Origin of the sequence: Sporosarcina sp. GW1-11 (assembly GCF_033088395.1) — a bacterium.
In the GTDB taxonomy this organism is placed as follows: domain Bacteria; phylum Bacillota; class Bacilli; order Bacillales_A; family Planococcaceae; genus Sporosarcina.
Map to the genome: position 1 here is coordinate 78,730 of NZ_JAPMIW010000004.1, position 18,389 is coordinate 97,118.

The 18,389-nt window shown below is 40.6% G+C and carries 17 protein-coding genes; 12 read left to right on the plus strand and 5 right to left on the minus strand.

What is annotated here, in order from left to right:
- Positions 1 to 188 precede the first annotated feature (188 nt).
- Positions 189 to 1,034 (plus strand): YtnP family quorum-quenching lactonase, encoded by an 846-nt coding sequence (locus ORD22_RS04430; protein WP_317644680.1) that lies wholly within the window; start codon positions 189 to 191, stop codon positions 1,032 to 1,034.
- A gap of 167 nt (positions 1,035 to 1,201) precedes the next feature.
- Here the strand turns inward: ORD22_RS04430 and ORD22_RS04435 are convergent, their stop codons facing one another.
- Positions 1,202 to 1,516, minus strand: coding sequence for a hypothetical protein (locus tag ORD22_RS04435; protein WP_317644681.1), 315 nt, complete (start codon positions 1,514 to 1,516; stop codon positions 1,202 to 1,204).
- Between the two features lie 208 nt (positions 1,517 to 1,724).
- Between ORD22_RS04435 and ORD22_RS04440 the strand changes: the two genes are divergently transcribed.
- From ORD22_RS04440 to ORD22_RS04480, 9 genes are all read left to right on the plus strand, one after another.
- A complete protein-coding gene (locus ORD22_RS04440; protein WP_317644682.1) occupies positions 1,725 to 2,798 on the plus strand; it encodes a M42 family metallopeptidase in 1,074 nt (357 codons plus the stop codon).
- Positions 2,799 to 2,825: 27 nt separating this feature from the next.
- On the plus strand, positions 2,826 to 3,347 hold the full coding sequence (locus tag ORD22_RS04445; RefSeq protein ID WP_317644683.1) for a DUF84 family protein: 522 nt from the start codon (positions 2,826 to 2,828) through the stop codon (positions 3,345 to 3,347).
- A gap of 76 nt (positions 3,348 to 3,423) precedes the next feature.
- Entirely contained in the window at positions 3,424 to 3,942 is a 519-nt protein-coding gene (locus ORD22_RS04450; protein ID WP_317644684.1) for a hypothetical protein, read from the plus strand.
- A 36-nt stretch (positions 3,943 to 3,978) separates the two neighbouring features.
- Positions 3,979 to 4,794 (plus strand): DUF1444 family protein, encoded by an 816-nt coding sequence (locus ORD22_RS04455; protein WP_317644685.1) that lies wholly within the window; start codon positions 3,979 to 3,981, stop codon positions 4,792 to 4,794.
- Positions 4,791 to 5,396, plus strand: a complete 606-nt coding sequence (gene ytpR / locus ORD22_RS04460) for a YtpR family tRNA-binding protein (protein WP_317644686.1) — start codon at positions 4,791 to 4,793, stop codon at positions 5,394 to 5,396. The genes ORD22_RS04455 and ytpR overlap by 4 nt, the downstream gene beginning before the upstream one ends.
- Positions 5,397 to 5,567: 171 nt before the next feature.
- A complete protein-coding gene (locus tag ORD22_RS04465; protein ID WP_317644687.1) occupies positions 5,568 to 8,222 on the plus strand; it encodes a DNA translocase FtsK in 2,655 nt (884 codons plus the stop codon).
- Positions 8,223 to 8,352: 130 nt separating this feature from the next.
- On the plus strand, positions 8,353 to 9,666 hold the full coding sequence (gene murC / locus ORD22_RS04470; protein WP_317644688.1) for a UDP-N-acetylmuramate--L-alanine ligase: 1,314 nt from the start codon (positions 8,353 to 8,355) through the stop codon (positions 9,664 to 9,666).
- 368 nt (positions 9,667 to 10,034) lie between these two features.
- Positions 10,035 to 10,487: a DUF948 domain-containing protein gene (locus ORD22_RS04475; protein WP_317644689.1), complete on the plus strand. Its 453-nt coding sequence runs from the start codon at positions 10,035 to 10,037 to the stop codon at positions 10,485 to 10,487.
- A 55-nt stretch (positions 10,488 to 10,542) separates the two neighbouring features.
- Complete coding sequence (locus tag ORD22_RS04480) at positions 10,543 to 11,238, plus strand: YtxH domain-containing protein (protein WP_317644690.1); 696 nt, start codon at positions 10,543 to 10,545, stop codon at positions 11,236 to 11,238.
- Between the two features lie 43 nt (positions 11,239 to 11,281).
- On the opposite strand, the gene ORD22_RS04485 is transcribed toward ORD22_RS04480, so the two are convergent.
- Positions 11,282 to 13,408, minus strand: coding sequence for a cell division protein FtsA (locus ORD22_RS04485; RefSeq protein ID WP_411567616.1), 2,127 nt, complete (start codon positions 13,406 to 13,408; stop codon positions 11,282 to 11,284).
- Between the two features lie 174 nt (positions 13,409 to 13,582).
- Here ORD22_RS04485 and ORD22_RS04490 point away from each other — a divergent pair, with 174 nt between their 5' ends.
- Both ORD22_RS04490 and ccpA read left to right on the plus strand, forming a co-directional pair.
- On the plus strand, positions 13,583 to 14,665 hold the full coding sequence (locus ORD22_RS04490) for a bifunctional 3-deoxy-7-phosphoheptulonate synthase/chorismate mutase (protein ID WP_317644692.1): 1,083 nt from the start codon (positions 13,583 to 13,585) through the stop codon (positions 14,663 to 14,665).
- Between the two features lie 134 nt (positions 14,666 to 14,799).
- The gene (ccpA, locus tag ORD22_RS04495) at positions 14,800 to 15,798 is read left to right on the plus strand and encodes a catabolite control protein A (RefSeq protein WP_317644693.1); all 999 of its coding nucleotides are present in this window, start codon (positions 14,800 to 14,802) and stop codon (positions 15,796 to 15,798) included.
- A 44-nt stretch (positions 15,799 to 15,842) separates the two neighbouring features.
- On the opposite strand, the gene ORD22_RS04500 is transcribed toward ccpA, so the two are convergent.
- Genes ORD22_RS04500 through ORD22_RS04510 form a run of 3 tightly spaced genes read right to left on the minus strand, consistent with a single transcriptional unit; the run spans position 15,843 to position 18,286 of the window.
- Positions 15,843 to 16,997: an acetoin utilization protein AcuC gene (locus tag ORD22_RS04500; RefSeq protein ID WP_317644694.1), complete on the minus strand. Its 1,155-nt coding sequence runs from the start codon at positions 16,995 to 16,997 to the stop codon at positions 15,843 to 15,845.
- Positions 16,994 to 17,638, minus strand: a complete 645-nt coding sequence (locus tag ORD22_RS04505) for an acetoin utilization AcuB family protein (RefSeq protein ID WP_317644757.1) — start codon at positions 17,636 to 17,638, stop codon at positions 16,994 to 16,996. The genes ORD22_RS04500 and ORD22_RS04505 overlap by 4 nt, the downstream gene beginning before the upstream one ends.
- A gap of 15 nt (positions 17,639 to 17,653) precedes the next feature.
- Positions 17,654 to 18,286, minus strand: a complete 633-nt coding sequence (locus ORD22_RS04510; RefSeq protein WP_317644695.1) for a GNAT family N-acetyltransferase — start codon at positions 18,284 to 18,286, stop codon at positions 17,654 to 17,656.
- Positions 18,287 to 18,389 lie beyond the last annotated feature (103 nt).

An 18,389-nucleotide genomic window follows, 5' to 3' on the forward strand; every position in this document is an offset into this window, starting at 1 on the left:
TAGTAGACGTGTCTTTAGGTAAAACTCAGGACACGTCTACAAGTCAAATGATTGTAAGCGTTAACAGTTTATGTGTATACTTACTTTTTGTAACATGACTACTATTCGTTTATGTGCTTAATTTATCTAAAACTATTATTTATGATGTGTAGGAACATGAGAAACTAGGAATATAGGGAGGAATTACTTTGGACCAATTAACTTTTCATGGAATGAAATTAACATGGCTTGACGGTGGCGTGAACTATTTGGATGGAGGCGCGATGTTCGGTGTTGTTCCGAAAGCTTTATGGTCAAGACGATATGAAGCAGATGAAAACAACTTGATTGAGCTCCGAACTGACCCGATTCTTATTCAATATCAAGACAAGAATTTATTGATTGATTCAGGAATTGGTAAAGGTAAATTGGATGAGAAAAAGAAACGTAACTTGGGTGTTCGTGCAGAAACACGTGTAGAAGAGAGTTTGGAAGAACTAGGCTTAACTCCAAAAGATATAGATATCGTTTTAATGACCCATTTACATAACGATCATGCGGCAGGCTTGACGCAGTGGGAAGATGATCAACTAGTTTCTGTATTCCCTAATGCTACGATTTACACATCCAAAGTAGAATGGGATGAAATGAGAGAGCCGAATATCCGCTCACGCAACACATACTGGGCAGAGAACTGGGAGCCTATTCAAGAGCAGGTCAAAACGTTCGAAGATGAACTTGAAATCATGCCTGGCGTGAAAATGATCCATACAGGCGGTCATAGTGACGGTCATTGCATCATTACATTAGATCAAGAAGGCGAGACATTGATTCATATGGCGGATATTATGCCAACACATGCCCACACGAATCCGCTTTGGGTACTTGCATACGACGACTACCCAATGGACTCTATTTTTGCAAAAGAGCGCATTATGAAAGAAGCGTTACCAAACAACTACGGCTTTATCTTCTATCATGATGCAGTGTACCGCATGGCGAAGTTTAGTGAAGATGGCAAGGAAATCGTAGACAGCTTAGAGCGAACAAGATAAAAAAACGTTGGACACTTCTTAGCTGGGGTGTCCTTTTAATTATGCGGTTGGAGCGCATCTTTGCTGTGAATCAGAGACCGCTCACTATGGCTACCTTTGTTTCTTTTCTCGTGTGAATAATCAAAAAAGCCACGTCTTTAGCTGACGTGGCTTACTGGATATTTATACTATTGGCGAATTAACTCTACGACCGTACCTGTTTTTGAATCAGCAGCAAATTCGTATTGCTCTAACTTGCCATCTTTCATACGAGATACGCCTCCGCGGTAGACGTCCATAGAAATTACATGGTTTGTGTAAGGTTCTGGCTTCATCACAATCCATGAACCATCAATTGGACCTTCTTCTTTAAAAGCGTCCTTTACTTTTTTCAATACGTGATCCGCAGGTACTTCTTCATTTAATCTGTTAAATACTTCATTCACTACTACTCCTGCAGCAACCCCGGTTAAAATTCCAGCTAAAAATTCTTTTAATCTCATAGTTAATTGCAGCTCCTTCGCAAATCATTTCTTATAGTGTACCATAGATTAAAAGAGCATGGCGATTCATATGTATTCCTAAATGTCTGTAACTCGAAGTTCTGAGGTACACTGGGATTGCAGCTATGTAGTTCGGGGGTAATTAGTTTTCATCTGTTTGGCATCTCGATATAATATAAGAAGACAGTATAAAAAGTGAGGGATTTCTATGAAGAAAGAAACATTGGAATTATTTCGCACGTTGACTGAACTACCGGGAGCACCTGGAAATGAATATCGCGTCCGGGCTTTTATGCGTGAACAACTAGCGCAGAACTCTGATGAAATCATACAAGACGGACTGGGTGGGGTGTTCGGTGTACGACACGGTGAGGAAGATCAACCGAAAATCATGGTTGCCGGTCATATGGATGAAGTTGGATTTATGGTGACGGCTATTACGGATAACGGCATGCTACGCTTTCAACCTTTAGGTGGTTGGTGGAATCAAGTGTTGCTAGCCCAGCGCGTACAGATCATTACAGAAAAAGAAACGATACCGGGTGTAATTGGTTCTATCCCTCCTCATTTATTAAGTGATGCGGAACGCGCGAAACCAATGGACATTAAAAACATGCTTATCGATGTAGGGGCGGATGATAAAGCAGATGCCGAAAGCTTTGGAATCTGTCCTGGACAGCAGATTTTACCGATCTGTCCATTTACCCCAATGGCGAATCCAAAAAAGATAATGGCGAAGGCGTGGGATAATCGCTATGGTTGCGGCTTAGCAATCGAACTATTACAAGAAGTGAAAAACGACACGCTTCCGAATACATTGTATTCAGGTGCAACGGTTATGGAAGAAGTTGGCCTGCGTGGTGCACAAACGGCCGCAAGAATGATTGATCCAGATCTGTTCTTCGCTTTGGATGCTAGCCCTGCAAATGATGCTAGTGGCAATAAACAAGAGTTTGGTCAGTTAGGGCAAGGCACATTGCTTCGCATCATGGACCGTTCGATGGTCACTCATCGCGGCATGCGAGAATTCATTCTCGATATGGCAGAGACGCATAAAGTGCCGTACCAATACTTTGTCTCTCAAGGAGGCACGGATGCTGGCCAAGTGCATGTAGCGAATGAAGGTGTACCGAGTGCAGTCATTGGGATTTGTTCTCGTTATATCCATACAGCAGCATCGATTATTCATACGGATGATTATGCAGCAGCGAAAGAACTAATTGTTCATTTAGTAAAAGCATGCGATAAAACAACAGTTGAAACGATAAAACAAACGAGTTAACTAACATGGAAGAAAAGAGGATGCTGAATGGAATTTGTACTTGGCTCAGAAAATCAGGCAAAACTTCGTGCAGTTGTTCGAACGATTGACCGCTATATGGGAAATAGTACAGTTTCTTCAGCAGCTGTTGCCTCGGGTGTCAATGCTCAGCCGTTAAATGATGAAGAAACGAGACAGGGTGCGATCAACCGTGCAGTTGCAGCTAGCGCCTTGCAACATACATATGGTATCGGACTTGAAGGTGGCGTCCGGATGATTGAAGGAACGATGTATTTATGTAATTGGGGCGCACTTGCTACACCGGAAGGTCAGGTTTTTACAGCAGCAGGAGCACAAATTCCGCTACCAGAACAGTTAGCAGATGAGATTCGTAGCGGTAAGGAACTAGGCGATGCTGTCGATCAATATTTCAAGAAACAAAACATTCGTCTCTCTGAAGGGGCGATAGGTATGCTAACGGCTCAATTAGTTCCTAGAGACGTGTTATTTGAGCATATTATGCAACTATTGATTGGACAATTGCGCTATCATGCGATGTACCGCAGTTGACGATTGCAATAGCGGCGTTGTGCGATTAGAATAGGACTGATAGAAAATTGTACGGAGTAGAGAAGGGGGAACCTATATGTACCGAAAAGGAAAGGTTTTCTTGCTAATGTTGCTAGCTGTCGTGCTTGTTGGCTGTAATACAAAAGTCGAATTTCGCACAGACGATGCTTTCGTAGCGGCGAAAAAAGTATTTGAATCGAATGCCAAAAGCACAAACAATACAGTAGGTGACATCTCTTTTTATAAGCCGCCTACGATGAGAGTGGACAAGGAATCGACTTCACAAACGATTGTATTAACGAAGAAAAGTGATTCGTTTTATTTAACAATCAATCCGAACGAGAAGAAGAATAGTCGTGTTTATTATGATGAACTACTGTCCGATGAACCTGAACAGCTAATCGGCTCACAAACGTTCACAAAAGATGACGCGTTCGGCTTTGTCGTAGTTATTCAAAAAAGTGAGAACATAGTAGAATTAATCGCTGGCGTTGGCGGTGCAAAGATTGCAACAGTGACTGATGAAAAAAACATCACTCCATATTTGGAGAAGATGATGGAAATCGCTCGTTCCGTTCAGCAAGACAATAAGTAATGGTGACAGTTAGCAAGAATGGAAGGGGAGAGATAAATGGAAGCAAAAGATGTAGTAGAAGAACTGAAGAAGCGATTACCTGCTGAGAAGTTTGAATGGCAATTTGATCGTAAAGCGGACAAGCTACGAATAGTCCATCATACGCTCCATAAAGGCATGGAAATTTCATTGCCGGAAATCGTCTCGAAATTTATGCAGAAAAAAGAGTTGGCCATAGACGAAGTAGTGTATACGATTCAAGAGACGTTTCGTGCAATGGAGCAAGAACAAACACAAGGCTTTACTGGTGAAAAGACGATTTATCCTGTCATTCGCTCGACGTCTTTTCCTACTGAAAGCGCGGCAGGTCAACCGTTTTTAACGAAAGATCATACTGCGGAGACACGGATTTTCTATGCGCTAGATCTTGGAACGACTTATCGTTTGATCGATATGGCTATGCTTGCGGAGCTAGGGATGACCGCAACAGAAATACAGGAAATGGCGATGTTCAAAGTGAAGTCACTTCCGGTTTCTTATAAACAAGATGTTGTGTCCGATAATATATTTTATTTTATCAATAATAACGATGGTTACGATGCAAGTAGGTTATTGAATCAGCCATTTATGAAAGAAATGGAACAACAGATTGAAGGACATATGGTCGTATCAGTTCCGCACCAAGACGTTTTGATTATTGGAGATATTCGCAATGATACGGGGTATGATGTGATTGCGCAAATCGCAATGCAGTTTTTCACGACGGGTGCAGTACCAGTTACGTCACTGTCATTTATTTATGAAGATGGCAAGCTAGAACCTATATTTATTATGGCAAAAAATCGATTAGCTAGAAGGGAAAAGAAAAAATGAATCTATTTTATAACGTACAAGGTGTGGGCGACGTATTACTCGCTCAATTAACTACTGAAAGACCTACAGAAATTGTTTGTGAAAGAAAAAATGATGTAGCAGTGCTGAAAGATGAGAAGACTGGAAATGTAGTAGCATTCAATTTATTTAACGCATCAAGCTATTTCGCAATTGAGGCGGAAGGGCAAGTCGAGTTAACGGAAGAACTTGGAGAGCAAGTGAAAAAAGTGCTTGCGGAAAATGAAGTAGAAATCGCGCTTGATTTAGACTTCAGTCCGAAATTCGTTGTTGGCTTTGTAGTAGAAAAAGAAAAGCATCCAAATGCTGATAAATTGAACATTTGTCAAGTAGATGTAGGCAGTGAGACATTGCAAATTGTTTGTGGCGCAGCGAATGTAGAAGCGGGACAAAAAGTTGTGGTAGCAAAAGTTGGTGCTGTTATGCCTTCTGGTATGGTCATTCGTGATGCAGAATTACGTGGCGTAGCTTCATCAGGTATGATCTGTTCAGCAACAGAACTGAATTTGGAAAATGCATCTGACGCAAAAGGTATTCTTGTTCTAGAAGAACAACGTATAGCTGGAGAGCCTTTCGAAGGATAAAAATTAGTAGCTTTTGTGCGAGGCTTCGTCTAGCTCGTAACAAAAGCTTTTTATATTATACATACTATTGGTGAGTAACTATCTTTTTATTCCCTAACGACATAGATCTGTTTGATTTCCACATAGCAAACCTGTTAAAATAGAATGATTGACATGAAAAGAGTGATTTATTTGAGTTGGCTACGAGATATGAAAAGACGTCTTCAGCAATTGGAAGAAGGCAATAAACTATTACATGAACTATTTGACAAACCTAACACTAACAGTAAAGAAGAAAATAACCCACCAAACTTTCAATTTCCGATTGTTTCTGACCATGAGATTTACGGCTGGGAACCACAAAATAATCAGGATGAACTTATAAACGATGAACAACCAACTTCAATGGAAGAAACAAACAGTATAGAAGATGACTATGAAATAGTTCCGCTTCAGCAAAACGAGCGCTGGCCAGGTAGATATGTAAAAGCAGCTAATATTTATCGAGCGGACTCTAGACATGAGACTTCATTACCCTTGCCATCTTTTTCGGATAGCAGAGTGAAGCCGCAAAGAGAGTTAAAGACAACAAGTGAACTAAAGCCAAAAAGAGAACTTAAGTCCATTATGGAATTACAGTCACAACGGGAATTACACTCTCGTAAGGAAGTAGAACCACAGATGGAGACTGTAAAACAAGAACGACCGATAAAAATGAGAAGACCATTTTCACCAACGCATGTACCTTCACCTGTGTATGGCTATAAGAAGAATTCACCAATCGCTGAGGCTCTTGAGGAGATACAGTTAAAGAAAGAACTAAATGAAGAGCAAGAGCAAGCTAACAACGAAGATGCAAGTAAGAAAGTAGAAGAGGCGCCGTTCTTTGCTAGTTCCACAGAGAAGCGTGAATCTGCAGAGAAAGCAGATCGTGTCTATGAAAGCCTAGCGGTTGCTTTTGAAGAACCGACAGAAGAAGCGCAAGTGGAGCAAACTACTTTCGAACAACTAGGGGAAGAAGATCTCCCAGTGGATGAAGTTGAAGGTATAGTTGAAGATGTTGTGGAAGAAGTAGAGCTAGAATCAGAACTGGAGATACACGATGAAACAGATGAAGTAATTGCTCAAGAACCACAAGTAGAAGATATGGAAGTGGTTGACAATGAACAAATAGAACCAGAGCTAGAATCAACGACAGCACAAGTAACTGAAGAGCAGACTGAACAGAAAAGGAAAGAGAAAATTGTTCCTTTCAACGTTATGATGCTTTCATCAGATAAAGAGAAACTAGCTTTGAAAAATAAGCCAGTAGTTGAAGAAACAGTTATTAAATCAGAAATTATACAGGAAAAACCATCAGTAGTTGAAGCTTCTACTATTCAATCGGCCATTGTAGAAGACATGCAGAATGAGGTTGCAGAAGAAGAACCACCTCCACACTATGGCTTTCCATTAATGAGTTATCTAGCACCTCCAGAAGAAGAAGTGATAGATACCGAATGGCTAGAAGCGCAGTCTGCAAAATTAGAAGAAACATTATCTCACTTTGCTATTCAAGCAACTGTTGAAAACGCTGTACAAGGACCTGCAGTTACGATGTTCGAACTGACTGTTGAACAAGGCGTGAAAGTAAGTAAAATCCGTAATTTGACAGACGATTTGAAACTTGCTTTGGCGGCGCGAGACATTCGAATTCAAGCACCGATTCCAGGAACGAGTATGATTGGTATTGAAATTCCAAATCGCCAAACAAGAGCGGTACGAATTTCTGAAGTGATTAATAGTCCATCGTTCAAAAATTCGGAATCACCACTTGAAGCAGTTTTAGGCTTAAGTTTAACTGGTGAGCCACAAACGATTGATTTGCGAAAAATGCCCCACGGAATGATCGCGGGAGCCACCGGTTCTGGTAAATCTGTATGTATCAATTCGATATTGATCAGTTTGTTATATAAAGCTTCTTACCATGATTTAAAATTATTGTTAATCGATCCGAAGATGGTGGAACTTGCTCCTTACAATGGCATTCCACATTTATTAAGCCCAGTGATTACAGACGTCAAAGCTGCGACTGCTGCATTGAAATGGGCGGTTCAAGAAATGGAACGTCGATATGAATTATTTGCACATTCTGGTGTACGTAATATCGAACGTTACAATGAAATGGTCATGGAATCTCGTCGATTCTCTTTAAAGATGCCTTATATACTAGTAGTTATTGATGAATTGGCTGATTTGATGATGATGGCGCCAGCGGACGTAGAGGTTTCAATTAGCCGAATTACACAGAAAGCGAGAGCTTGTGGAATTCACCTAATCATTGCGACGCAAAGACCTTCTGTTGATGTCATTACAGGAACGATTAAAGCGAACATCCCTACACGTATTGCATTCGCGGTATCTTCCCAAGTGGACTCAAGAACAATTTTGGATTCCGTCGGTGCTGATCGTTTACTTGGTAAAGGTGACATGCTGTATTTAGGTAATGGTCAATCTGCGCCGGTACGTCTACAAGGGACATTTGTCACGGATGATGAAATCGAGCGTATAATAGAACATGCTCGTAATGAAGCGGATCCGGATTACTTGTTTGGTCAAGACGATTTACTGGCAGCAGCTGTGCAAGAAGAGGAAACTGATCCATTATTCGAGCAAGCTTGTAGCTTTATCATCGAGCAGGGGAGTGCGTCGACCTCCGCATTGCAGCGACAATTTAGCATAGGCTATAATCGTGCAGCCAAATTAATTGACCGTATGGAAGCAAACCAGTTTATTTCTGAACAACGAGGAAGTCGACCAAGAGATGTCTTTTTAACTGAGCAAACTTTTGAGAACTTTATGAAATAACTAATCATTCGTTTGCGCTTAATATATTCCTTGCAGACATGTTATACTATGACAAGATATCATTTTCTGACGTAGTCTTCGTCGACTGAAGAGAAAAAGAGGGATGAAAGAATTCCCAGGAGGTTTCAATATGACATTGTTTCACTTTACAGGCATAAAAGGATCAGGAATGAGTTCTCTTGCCCAGCTGCTACACGATTCTTCCTATACAATTCAAGGTTCTGATGTGGAGAAGTACTTTTTTACAGAAGATCCTTTACATGAAAGAAATATAAAAGTTCTTCCATTTAACGAAGAGAATATCCAGCCAGACATGAAGATTATTGCAGGAAATGCTTTCAAAGACGATCATCCTGAATTGAAAAGAGCGGAAGAATTAGGTTTAGAAGTTACGCGCTATCATGATTTTCTAGGATCTTACATGGAGAAATTCATATCTATCGGCGTAACAGGTACACATGGTAAGACTTCTACAACAGGCTTGCTTTCGCATGTGCTAAGTGGCTTTGCACCGACCTCTTATTTAATTGGTGATGGTACAGGTAAAGGTGTAGAGGACACGGAATATTTTGTTTTTGAAGCATGTGAATACAAGCGTCACTTTTTGGCATACCATCCAGACTATGCAATCATGACGAATATTGATTTTGACCATCCAGATTATTTTACAAGTCTAGACGATATTTTAGATGCCTTTGGACAAATGGCTAACCAAGTAAAGAAGGCATTGATTGCTTGCGGTGATGATGAAAACCTTCAGCGCCTACAAAGTAAAGTACCTATCGTCTATTATGGACTGGATCCGTCCAATGATTTCTACGCAACAAATATTGAAAAAAATCGAGTAGGTTGTTCGTTTGATGTGTTTATCCGCAATGAATTCTATCATCGCTTCACTATTCCGTTGACAGGCGATCACGCGATAAAAAATGCGCTAGGTGTTATTGCGCTATGTCATTATGAAGGTGTTCCAGCAACAAGTGTGAATGAACGCTTTGCTACTTTTACAGGCGTGAAGAGACGTTTCTCTGTATCGGAATTTGAAGGCAGAGTGATTGTTGATGATTATGCACATCACCCAACTGAAATCCGCGCGACATTGGATTCAGCGCGTCAAAAATACCCAGATCGTGATGTCATTGCTATATTCCAGCCACACACATTCACGCGTACGGCAGCTCTCTTAGATCAATTTGCAGAAAGTCTTGCTGGTGCTGATCAAGTCTACCTTTGTGATATCTTTGGCTCCGCTAGAGAACAAGCGGGGAATTTAACTATAGTCGATTTAATCGACAAAGTACCCAATTCTCACTATTTGAAAATGGATGATATGTCTGATTTAGCGAGTCATCAAAACGCAGTATTATTATTTATGGGCGCGGGAGATATCCAACAATATTTAAAACAATTTAAATCAACTATCACGAACGAAGAAACAGCCTAACCCTTATGAGGGAAGGCTGTTTTTTCCTTATAGACAAAAGAGCAGGTGTGGAAAAGTTGCCGTTCTGCTGCGCTTCAGGTGGATGTGTTCTGGAGACCCCATGGTGAGACGACTTTAACGATCGATGTTCTAGTCGAAACTTCAGGAATGTGTCTACCTCTGAAGCCTTAATTCCGGATCATTAACTAACTATTAACCTTACATAATCACTTTCTACATATTCTTTTATCTTTTTAAAAAAGAAACAATTGGAATTTTAAAAGGAAATCGCCTAGTTATGTCGAACAGGAGTAGTAGAACGAAAAGTTTAGCCACTCCAAAAGAGGGGTAAAGTTTTCGTAAGAATATGCTCTAGGAGGACAACGTCAGTGGTCAATTTACTTTACATCGCAGCAGTCGTAGCTGCGATAGCATTTCTTATCCTTTGTATTAGTCTTGCCATGACGCTCGGGTCGTTAAAGTCCAGTTTACAAAGCGTCACACATACGGTAGATGACTTAACAAAGCAATTGGAAGGAGTTACTACAGAAAGTACACAACTTCTTCACAAAACAAATCAACTAGCAGAAGACTTGCAAAACAAGGCTGAAAAGTTGAACACTGTAGTGGATGCGGTAAAAGGAGTAGGCGATTCAGTGAATAACTTAAATCAGTCAGTTCATCGAATCTCTAACTCTGTTACTACACAAGCTGAACAAAACAGTGATAAAATTGCGCAAGTATTACAATGGGGGACTGTAGCACTTGGTCTTTACGACCAAGTGAAAGAACGTCAACCTGAAAAGTCCAGTGGCTGGACAGTGTATAAAGCGCGCTCCTAGTACTAGCATTTCCTAAGTATCATACAAAACATTCAATTTACAGGAGGAAGAAAACATGACAGAAAACAAACCGAACTATAATGAAAACCAAGGGAACTACGCAAATACTTACGGGCAGCCTCAATACCCGGCTAATTACAACTATCGTTCAACTAACGATCTTTATGAAGAGGATCATAGTGGAGCAAGTAGTTTCATTGCAGGTGCAATTGTAGGTGGAATTATCGGAGCGGCTACAGCATTGTTCCTAGCGCCGAAAACGGGTCGTGAAATGCGTGAAGATTTTACATTACAAGCATCGCAGTTAAAAGATAAGAGTATCGAACTTAGCTCAACAGCTAAAGACAAGGCAGTAGAATTATCTAGTACTGCAAAAGAAAAAGCTGTAGAACTATCAAGTGCTGCAAAAGATAAAACGGCAGATTTTACAGATTCTGCAAAGGAAAAGACAGCTGCATTCACAGCTGCTGCGAAAGATAAAACGTCTGAGTTTACTCAAACAATCCAAGAGCAATCAGGACAATTAGTCGATAAAGTGAAATCAGCTACATCAAAAACAAATATCCCGATGGATGATGGTACGGTATCGTCTGAAGGGGAAGAGGCTACTGATTATAAGAGTACAAAAGAAAATAATGAACAATCAGGAGAGCTTTCTAAAGAAAAAGAAACAACAGCAAAGGAAGAAGATCATCCTGCTAAAGTAGTAGAGGCGGCTAGCAAGAAAGATGCTAAAGCAACTTCAAAATAATGAAAAGGCCTTCCGAAATGGAAGGTCTTTTTCATTGTTCTATTTATTCAAAACGGATTTCTAGTCTATCTCCGCCGAATATTGGTTCGTTAAAACGAATGGATTCTCCGTTACGCACTAAACGATAAGCTGAAGCGGAATTACTAGGCAAAGAGAAGTTTGTAAATGCAAAGATATCACTAAAGATGATAGGTGCATTTGAAACGGATGTAAATTCTATTTGATCAGTTGGATGAACTTGATGAGCGGGATTTTCTAGTTGTCCATTTACAAAAACTGCGGTACGTTGTTTCTTAATAGTGACGGGTTTATTATTGAATGTGATATCTGCACGTACTTCTAAGATGATGTCTAGTTCATCAGCAATCTCTTGTAGAGTAGTTGCAGGAGGCTGTTGTGTCACTATATGATCTCCATCTTGTATCATGTAGTCTTCCTGTACTTCTTTGTCCCCAACAAAATAGGCAATAGAACGGGGATTCAGTAGACGTTGCAATCCATTATGTGTTACAGAAAGTGGTTCTGGCGCATGCATTTGCGATTGTTTAATAGCTGTCGCCAATGTGTTGGAAGTTCCTACTGTCAATTCATCGCGGTCAGCTAAAAAGGTATCTAAAGAGGCTCTGTGGCCGTTTACTAGGATTTCATTGGTAATGGTCATAGGTACTCCATCCAATTGGAAATGGATAGTGTCTGGGGCTTGTATTACATCCTCGACCGTAGCCACTGCATCTTTCCCGTCTTTACCAAATTGTAGTTCAATCACATCTTTGTCGCGGATTAAATCTTTTGTACTTGCTTCTTGTCCATTCAATAAAATGGTCGTGGATGAGCCATGTTCACCAAGTAGTGTAATCCATTCACCATTCACTTTCACTGTCAATGCAAGTCCAGGCTTACCATATAATTTTCGAGCGGATACGTTTGCAGCAAGTAGCGCATCTCCGACTGTCATTTCTTTTAATTCAAATAATCGTATCGTCTGCTCATCCACTGTGAGTGACATATAGTGAATAGGAGCTCTATGAGCAGCAATCGCAATTCCGATCGGTGTAACTAGCGCAGGTGACGCTTCGATGCTATCGGCAAGCGTAACGCCAGTCAATGCATCTAAACTACGAATCGCTACTCTGTTCTCAGGTAATTCTAATTCAGTGCTCAATTCCTTAGATAAAGTCGGAGTCAAACTACCGCCACCTACAATCATCACAGCTTGAGGAGAGCTGTTACTATTCAATCGTTTAATCTCTTGTGCAATGGAGGCTGCTAATCGTTTAACCGCTGGACTAATCACATCTACTGCTTCTTCAGCGGGAACTTGCTGCTCAAATCCTAAAATATCTTGAATCGTTAATAGTTCTTGTGAAGAAATTTGTCGTTTCATTTGTTCGGCTAAAGGGAAATCGAGCAGATAATGATTGCTTACTGTCTCGGTAATTTCGTCGCCTGCAACAGGTACCATGCCATATGCAATTACGGTATTGTCTTTGACGATGGCAATATCAGATGTACCTGCTCCAATATCGACTAAGGCGATATTCAATCTTCTCATGGAAGGAGGGACGAGTACATTAATTGCAGCAATTGGTTCAAGTGTTAAAGCTTCCATTTCTAAATCTGCCCGTTTTAGTGCAGCTAATAATGATTCTACGACTACACGTGGCAAGAATGTTGCAATGACTTCAATCGTCGCTTGATTTCCCGTTTGATCAATCAAATTACCAATCTTTTCACCATTTAATTTGTAATGTAATACGGAATAACCAACACAGTAATAGTGATCATCCTCTTTCAACTCATTCGATGATAGCAAAGTTTGCTGAGCATTCTGAACAGCTGATAGTTCCAAGCGATTAATATCTTCGGTAGAAATTAATGTTTGTTCTGAAATATCAACAGTGACAGTACCTTCCGAAGTCTTCAATGAACGACCTGCTGCAGCGACACTGACACGCTTTAGCTTCCCATGATGCTGTTCTAGTTGGTGTTTAATATCTTGAATAATAGATGCGACGCTTAAAACATTATGTATTTGTCCATCAATCATAGAACGTTCTTTATGTTCTTTAGAAATTAGATCCACAATATGAAATAAATCGTCTTGTTGTTCGAGCACAATTCCAACAACGGAGCGTGTTCCTATGTCTAATGCAAATAAATTTTCCCCCAGAATGTCCAACCTCTTTTCAAACTGTATTCTATGTGAAAATAGTGAAAATGTATTAATTCGGTGAAATTGCGTGACTTTTCAAAGATAAGTCATTATACTTGTTCTAGTATATAAAAATGTACCATAGATTCCAGCGTTAGAAAAGGATGATATGTGCGGGGAGGAGACAGAATGATGAGACAGCAAGACTTAGGTGAGTTAAGAGGACGCATTGATGAATTGAATATTGATATTCTAAAATTGATCAATGAGCGTACAAGTATTGTTCAAGAAATTGGTAACGTAAAAGAAAAGCAAGGTGTAAATAGATATGATCCAATCCGCGAACGGGAGATGTTGAATGTCTTAAAGAACGCTAACAACGGTCCTTTACCAGACGGTATCTTGGAACAAGTTTTCAAATCTATTTTTATGTCTGCACTTGAAATACAACAGGACAAGCAAAAGAATGCATTGCTCGTATCCCGTACAAAAAAAGCAGAGGATACGATCGTAGACGTAAACGGTCAGAAAATTGGGGGCGGAGAACCAACTTTCATTTTCGGACCTTGTGCAGTAGAATCTTACGAGCAAGTATTGGCAGTTGCGCAATCAATCAAAGCAAAAGGTTTGACGATGATCCGCGGAGGGGCTTACAAGCCGCGTACATCTCCATATGACTTCCAAGGCTTAGGTCTTGAAGGACTAAAAATTCTAAAACGTGTTGCGGATGAAACTGGCCTTTCTATTGTCACAGAAATCATTACACCTACGCACTTGGAAGAAGCGCTCGAGTATATCGACGTAATCCAAATCGGTGCTCGTAATATGCAGAACTTTGAATTGCTGAAAGAGGCAGGAATGGTTGATAAACCAGTACTTCTAAAGCGTGGAATGTCTGCTACGATTTCTGAGTTCGTTAACGCAGCTGAATATATTATTTCTAAAGGAAATACGCAAATTATGTTATGTGAGCGCGGTATTCGAACGTACGAACCAGCTACACGAAATACGTTAGACATCTCTGCTGTTCCAATCTTGAAGCAAGAAACGCACTTACCGGTATTTGTAGACGTAACTCACTCTACTGGTCGTAAGGACTTGTTGCTTCCAACAGCGAAAGCTGCGATTGCAGTAGGAGCGGACGGCGTTATGGCAGAAGTTCATCCGGATCCAGCAGTAGCATTATCGGATTCAGCACAACAAATGGACATACCGCAGTTTGATACATTCTACGAAGAGATGAAACACTTCATGAAAACGCACCAAACGATCTAACATTCTAGCACCGATCCTTTAAATTAGAGGATCGGTGCTTTCTACATAAAGAGAAATATTTTCAATACAGAAAAAATCCTATATGTCGTGAAAACACGGTATACTAGTAATGAAGAAGGATAGGAGGAACAAATATGGCCATCACCATTTACGATGTAGCAAGAGAAGCGAACGTATCTATGGCAACGGTTTCAAGGGTAGTGAATGGCAATCAGAATGTTAAGCCTGCTACTCGCAAAAAGGTATTGGACTGTATCGAACGTTTAGGATATAGACCGAACGCCGTTGCTCGAGGGTTAGCTAGTAAACGGACAACGACTATTGGTGTCATCGTTCCGGATATGTCAAAGAGCTATTATGCAGAACTTTCCAGAGGGATCGCAGACGTTGCGACAATGTACGAGTACAATATCATCATCTCTAACTCAGACAAGAGTACTTCACGAGAAGTAGAGTTATTCGAAGATCATTTAGGCAAACAAGTGGATGGTTTAATTTTCATGAGTGACTCTATTTCGCCAGAAGTACGAACAGAAATGAAAACAGCGAATGTTCCAATCGTCTTGGCAGGGACTTTGGATTTTGAAACAAACTTACCGTCTGTCAATATTGACCATGAACAAGCGGCTTACGACGTAGTAAAAAAGCTGATAGACAATGGTCATAAGCGAATCGCATTTGTTTCAGGTCCTTTCACACGCGATATAAACCGTGTGTGTAAACGAGTAGGGTATATTCGTGCGTTAGAAGAGGCTGGACTTGCGGTTGATGAAGAGTTAATCGTGGAGACGGATAATACCTATGATGAAGCTTACGAGAGTTGGGGCATTTTAGGTAAACTGTCGGATCGACCGACAGCAGTTATGGCGAGCAGTGATGAAATTGCTGTAGGAATTATGAATGGTGTACGGGATGTTGATCTTCGTATTCCGGAAGACTTAGAAATCATCTGTTTCCAGCACTCTATTCTCGCGCGTATTGTCCGCCCGCAACTATCTGCAATTGTTGTCCCGTTATACGATCTAGGGGCTGTGTCGATGAGATTATTAACTAAGCTTATGAGTGAAGAAGAGGTAGAAGAAACAGAAGTTGTCTTACCGTATCATTTAGAAGAGCGCCAATCTGTAAGATGAAAAAAGCAACTTATCATTTGATAAGTTGCTTTTTTATATATGGATTATCCCTTACGAATTACGTGTAGTGCCCTTGACAACATTTGTTCATTCTTTTCCTCGATGTCTTTTTTTCGTGGCACGGGCTCGTACAAGTTAGGTGGATCTTGCCATGTTTCGATGAGGGAGACGGGAGATTCAGGTTGCCATTTCTTCAGCCAGGCTTCTGGTAAGCGGCCGGTTGGTGTTGGGATAGATTTCATTGTCAACCATAGATGAGACCATGCACGCGGTACGACGCGCCAAATATCATAACCCCCACCGCCAATGGCGATCCAACGACCATCGCAGAATTCCTCTGCAATTTCCTTTGCAAGTTTTGGAATCTCCTCATAAATTTTCATCGTGCTATATAGATGTGTTAGTGGATCCAAGTAATGTGCATCGGCACCGTTTTGTGTCAAAATGACATCAGGCTTGAAGTATTCCGCTACTTCTCGTAAAGCGTTGCGATAGATGTGCAAGAATGATTCATCTTCTGTAAATGCATCGACAGGGAAGTTGAATGACGTACCATAACCTTTGCCATTCCCGCGTTCAGTCACGTTGCCGGTGCCGGGGAATAAGTAGCGCCCGGTTTCGTGGATTGAAAATGTACAAACGTCTGGATCATCGTAAAACGTCCATTGCACACCGTCACCATGGTGCGCATCCGTATCTACATAAAGTACACGTGCGCCATACTTCTGTTGTAAGTATTTAATCGCAACAGAACTATCATTATAAATACAAAAACCTGAAGCTTTTCCTTGGAAACCGTGATGCAGGCCACCACCTAGATTCAATGCGTAGCGCGAGCGGCCTTCCATTACTTCTTCAATGGCGGAAAGTGTACCGCCAACGAGCAACGCGCTTGCATCGTGCATGCCGGTGAAGAAGGGAGTATCTTCTGTACCGATTCCATAAATGCTACCGATACTTTCGCTTATTACACCTGTACTTGCCTTTTTTACAATTTCAATATATTTTTCATCATGCGCTAGGAGCAATTCTTCATCTGTTGCGGTTCTAGGCACAACGATTTCATCGGGATCAATGGAATGTATCTCATTCAACAAATCCATCGTTAACATAATTCGCTTTTGATTGAAAGGGTGCGTATCCGAAAACTCATAATTTAACTGCTCAGGTGAAAAGATAAAACTCGCTGTTTTTTTCATAAGCCCATCTCCGGTTCACTAGGCCAAAGAACGTCAAAACCTTCCGCTTTCAAATCTGCAATGATTGATAGGGGATTCATTCGTTTGATTCGGACGGCTAGAACTTTACTATCTTCATCATCCAGATAAGGATGCACTAAGACACTTAGTACATTGGTATTATGTTTATTAAATACTTTTGATACTTCATAAAGAATACCTGCACGATTCGGAACGCGGATTTGAATATGCGAGCTCGGCTGGTTCGCGCCAGTTAACTCAATATAATTATAAAGTAAATCTGTTTTCGTTAAAATACCAACGAGCTGATAATTAGAAACGATAGGTAAACAGCCGATCTCATAGGTATAAAATAGCAAAGCTGCTTCTTCAACGAAATCTCTCGGGTGACCAATCAACAAATCTGTTTTCATGATTTTATCAAGCGTTGTTTCGTATAGTGAAGGTTCTAATGTCTCGGAAATACTAGAAGGGGAAGCCTCTTTCACATCACGATCGGTTACTAATCCTATTAAACGTTCATTTTCAATAATTGGTATATGTCTAATTTTTTTCTGCTTCATCAATTGAACAGCGTCCGCAATTGTGTGCGTGGAATTCAATGTAATCACATCTGATTTCATAATGTCCTGTACGAGCATGATCATTCCTCACTTTCAGTGGTTAACACGATTTTTGAATCGGACGCGATCAAACTGCTTAACGGAAGCCTGATCTACACGTTTTCCGATTCGTGCCATTAAACAATTTGCAGGATGGGAGCATACTTCGGGGTCGTCTGTTGAGAAAAACTCCATGCCACCTGCGCGCATCATTTTCTCCATCACTTTACGGTAATCCCAAACGGTTAAGCCGGTTCCTTTTAAGTCCCAATGCCAGTAATACTCTGTCGTAATAATGATATAATCTTCCATCGCATCATCCAACATCGATAATTTCAGTAAGGATTTACCTATCTGGGAACCGCGGTAAGGAGCAGCTACTTCAATTGCTCCTAATTCTATTAAATTAGGCAATTCAGCTTCATACCAACGCTCCAATGGATCTGGATAAAGGTATGTTACGTATCCTACAATTAAATTTCCGATTCTGGCGATATTAATTCGCCCTTCTGGAAATGAAGCGATTTTCACTAATGCCTCTTGTTGTTGTTTAGGTGGACGAAATGCTTTTAGTCCTTCGTGGAAATCAAACGCAGCTAGCTGTTCAGATGAAACAGGTCCTTCAATGACTAATTCACCTTCATCATGCGGATAGGTCCTTGAAAAATACGTTTTTATATGGTCCACGCAGCTCACTCCTTCCATTTATCTGTACCCTTAAAAAAGGTAAGTAATCGTTGTCAGTACTGTTTGTGCTTCTCTAATTTAAGTATACATTTTATCCTACAGA

Coding starts and splice junctions, on each gene's coding strand:
- ORD22_RS04435 (WP_317644681.1), bottom strand. CDS start 1,516: ATGAGATTAAAAGAATTTTTAGCTGGAATTTTAACCGGGGTTGCTGCA.
- ORD22_RS04440 (WP_317644682.1), top strand. CDS start 1,725: ATGAAGAAAGAAACATTGGAATTATTTCGCACGTTGACTGAACTACCG.
- ORD22_RS04445 (WP_317644683.1), top strand. CDS start 2,826: ATGGAATTTGTACTTGGCTCAGAAAATCAGGCAAAACTTCGTGCAGTT.
- ORD22_RS04450 (WP_317644684.1), top strand. CDS start 3,424: ATGTACCGAAAAGGAAAGGTTTTCTTGCTAATGTTGCTAGCTGTCGTG.
- ORD22_RS04455 (WP_317644685.1), top strand. CDS start 3,979: ATGGAAGCAAAAGATGTAGTAGAAGAACTGAAGAAGCGATTACCTGCT.
- ytpR (WP_317644686.1), top strand. CDS start 4,791: ATGAATCTATTTTATAACGTACAAGGTGTGGGCGACGTATTACTCGCT.
- murC (WP_317644688.1), top strand. CDS start 8,353: ATGACATTGTTTCACTTTACAGGCATAAAAGGATCAGGAATGAGTTCT.
- ORD22_RS04480 (WP_317644690.1), top strand. CDS start 10,543: ATGACAGAAAACAAACCGAACTATAATGAAAACCAAGGGAACTACGCA.
- ORD22_RS04490 (WP_317644692.1), top strand. CDS start 13,583: ATGAGACAGCAAGACTTAGGTGAGTTAAGAGGACGCATTGATGAATTG.
- ccpA (WP_317644693.1), top strand. CDS start 14,800: ATGGCCATCACCATTTACGATGTAGCAAGAGAAGCGAACGTATCTATG.
- ORD22_RS04500 (WP_317644694.1), bottom strand. CDS start 16,997: ATGAAAAAAACAGCGAGTTTTATCTTTTCACCTGAGCAGTTAAATTAT.
- ORD22_RS04505 (WP_317644757.1), bottom strand. CDS start 17,638: ATGCTCGTACAGGACATTATGAAATCAGATGTGATTACATTGAATTCC.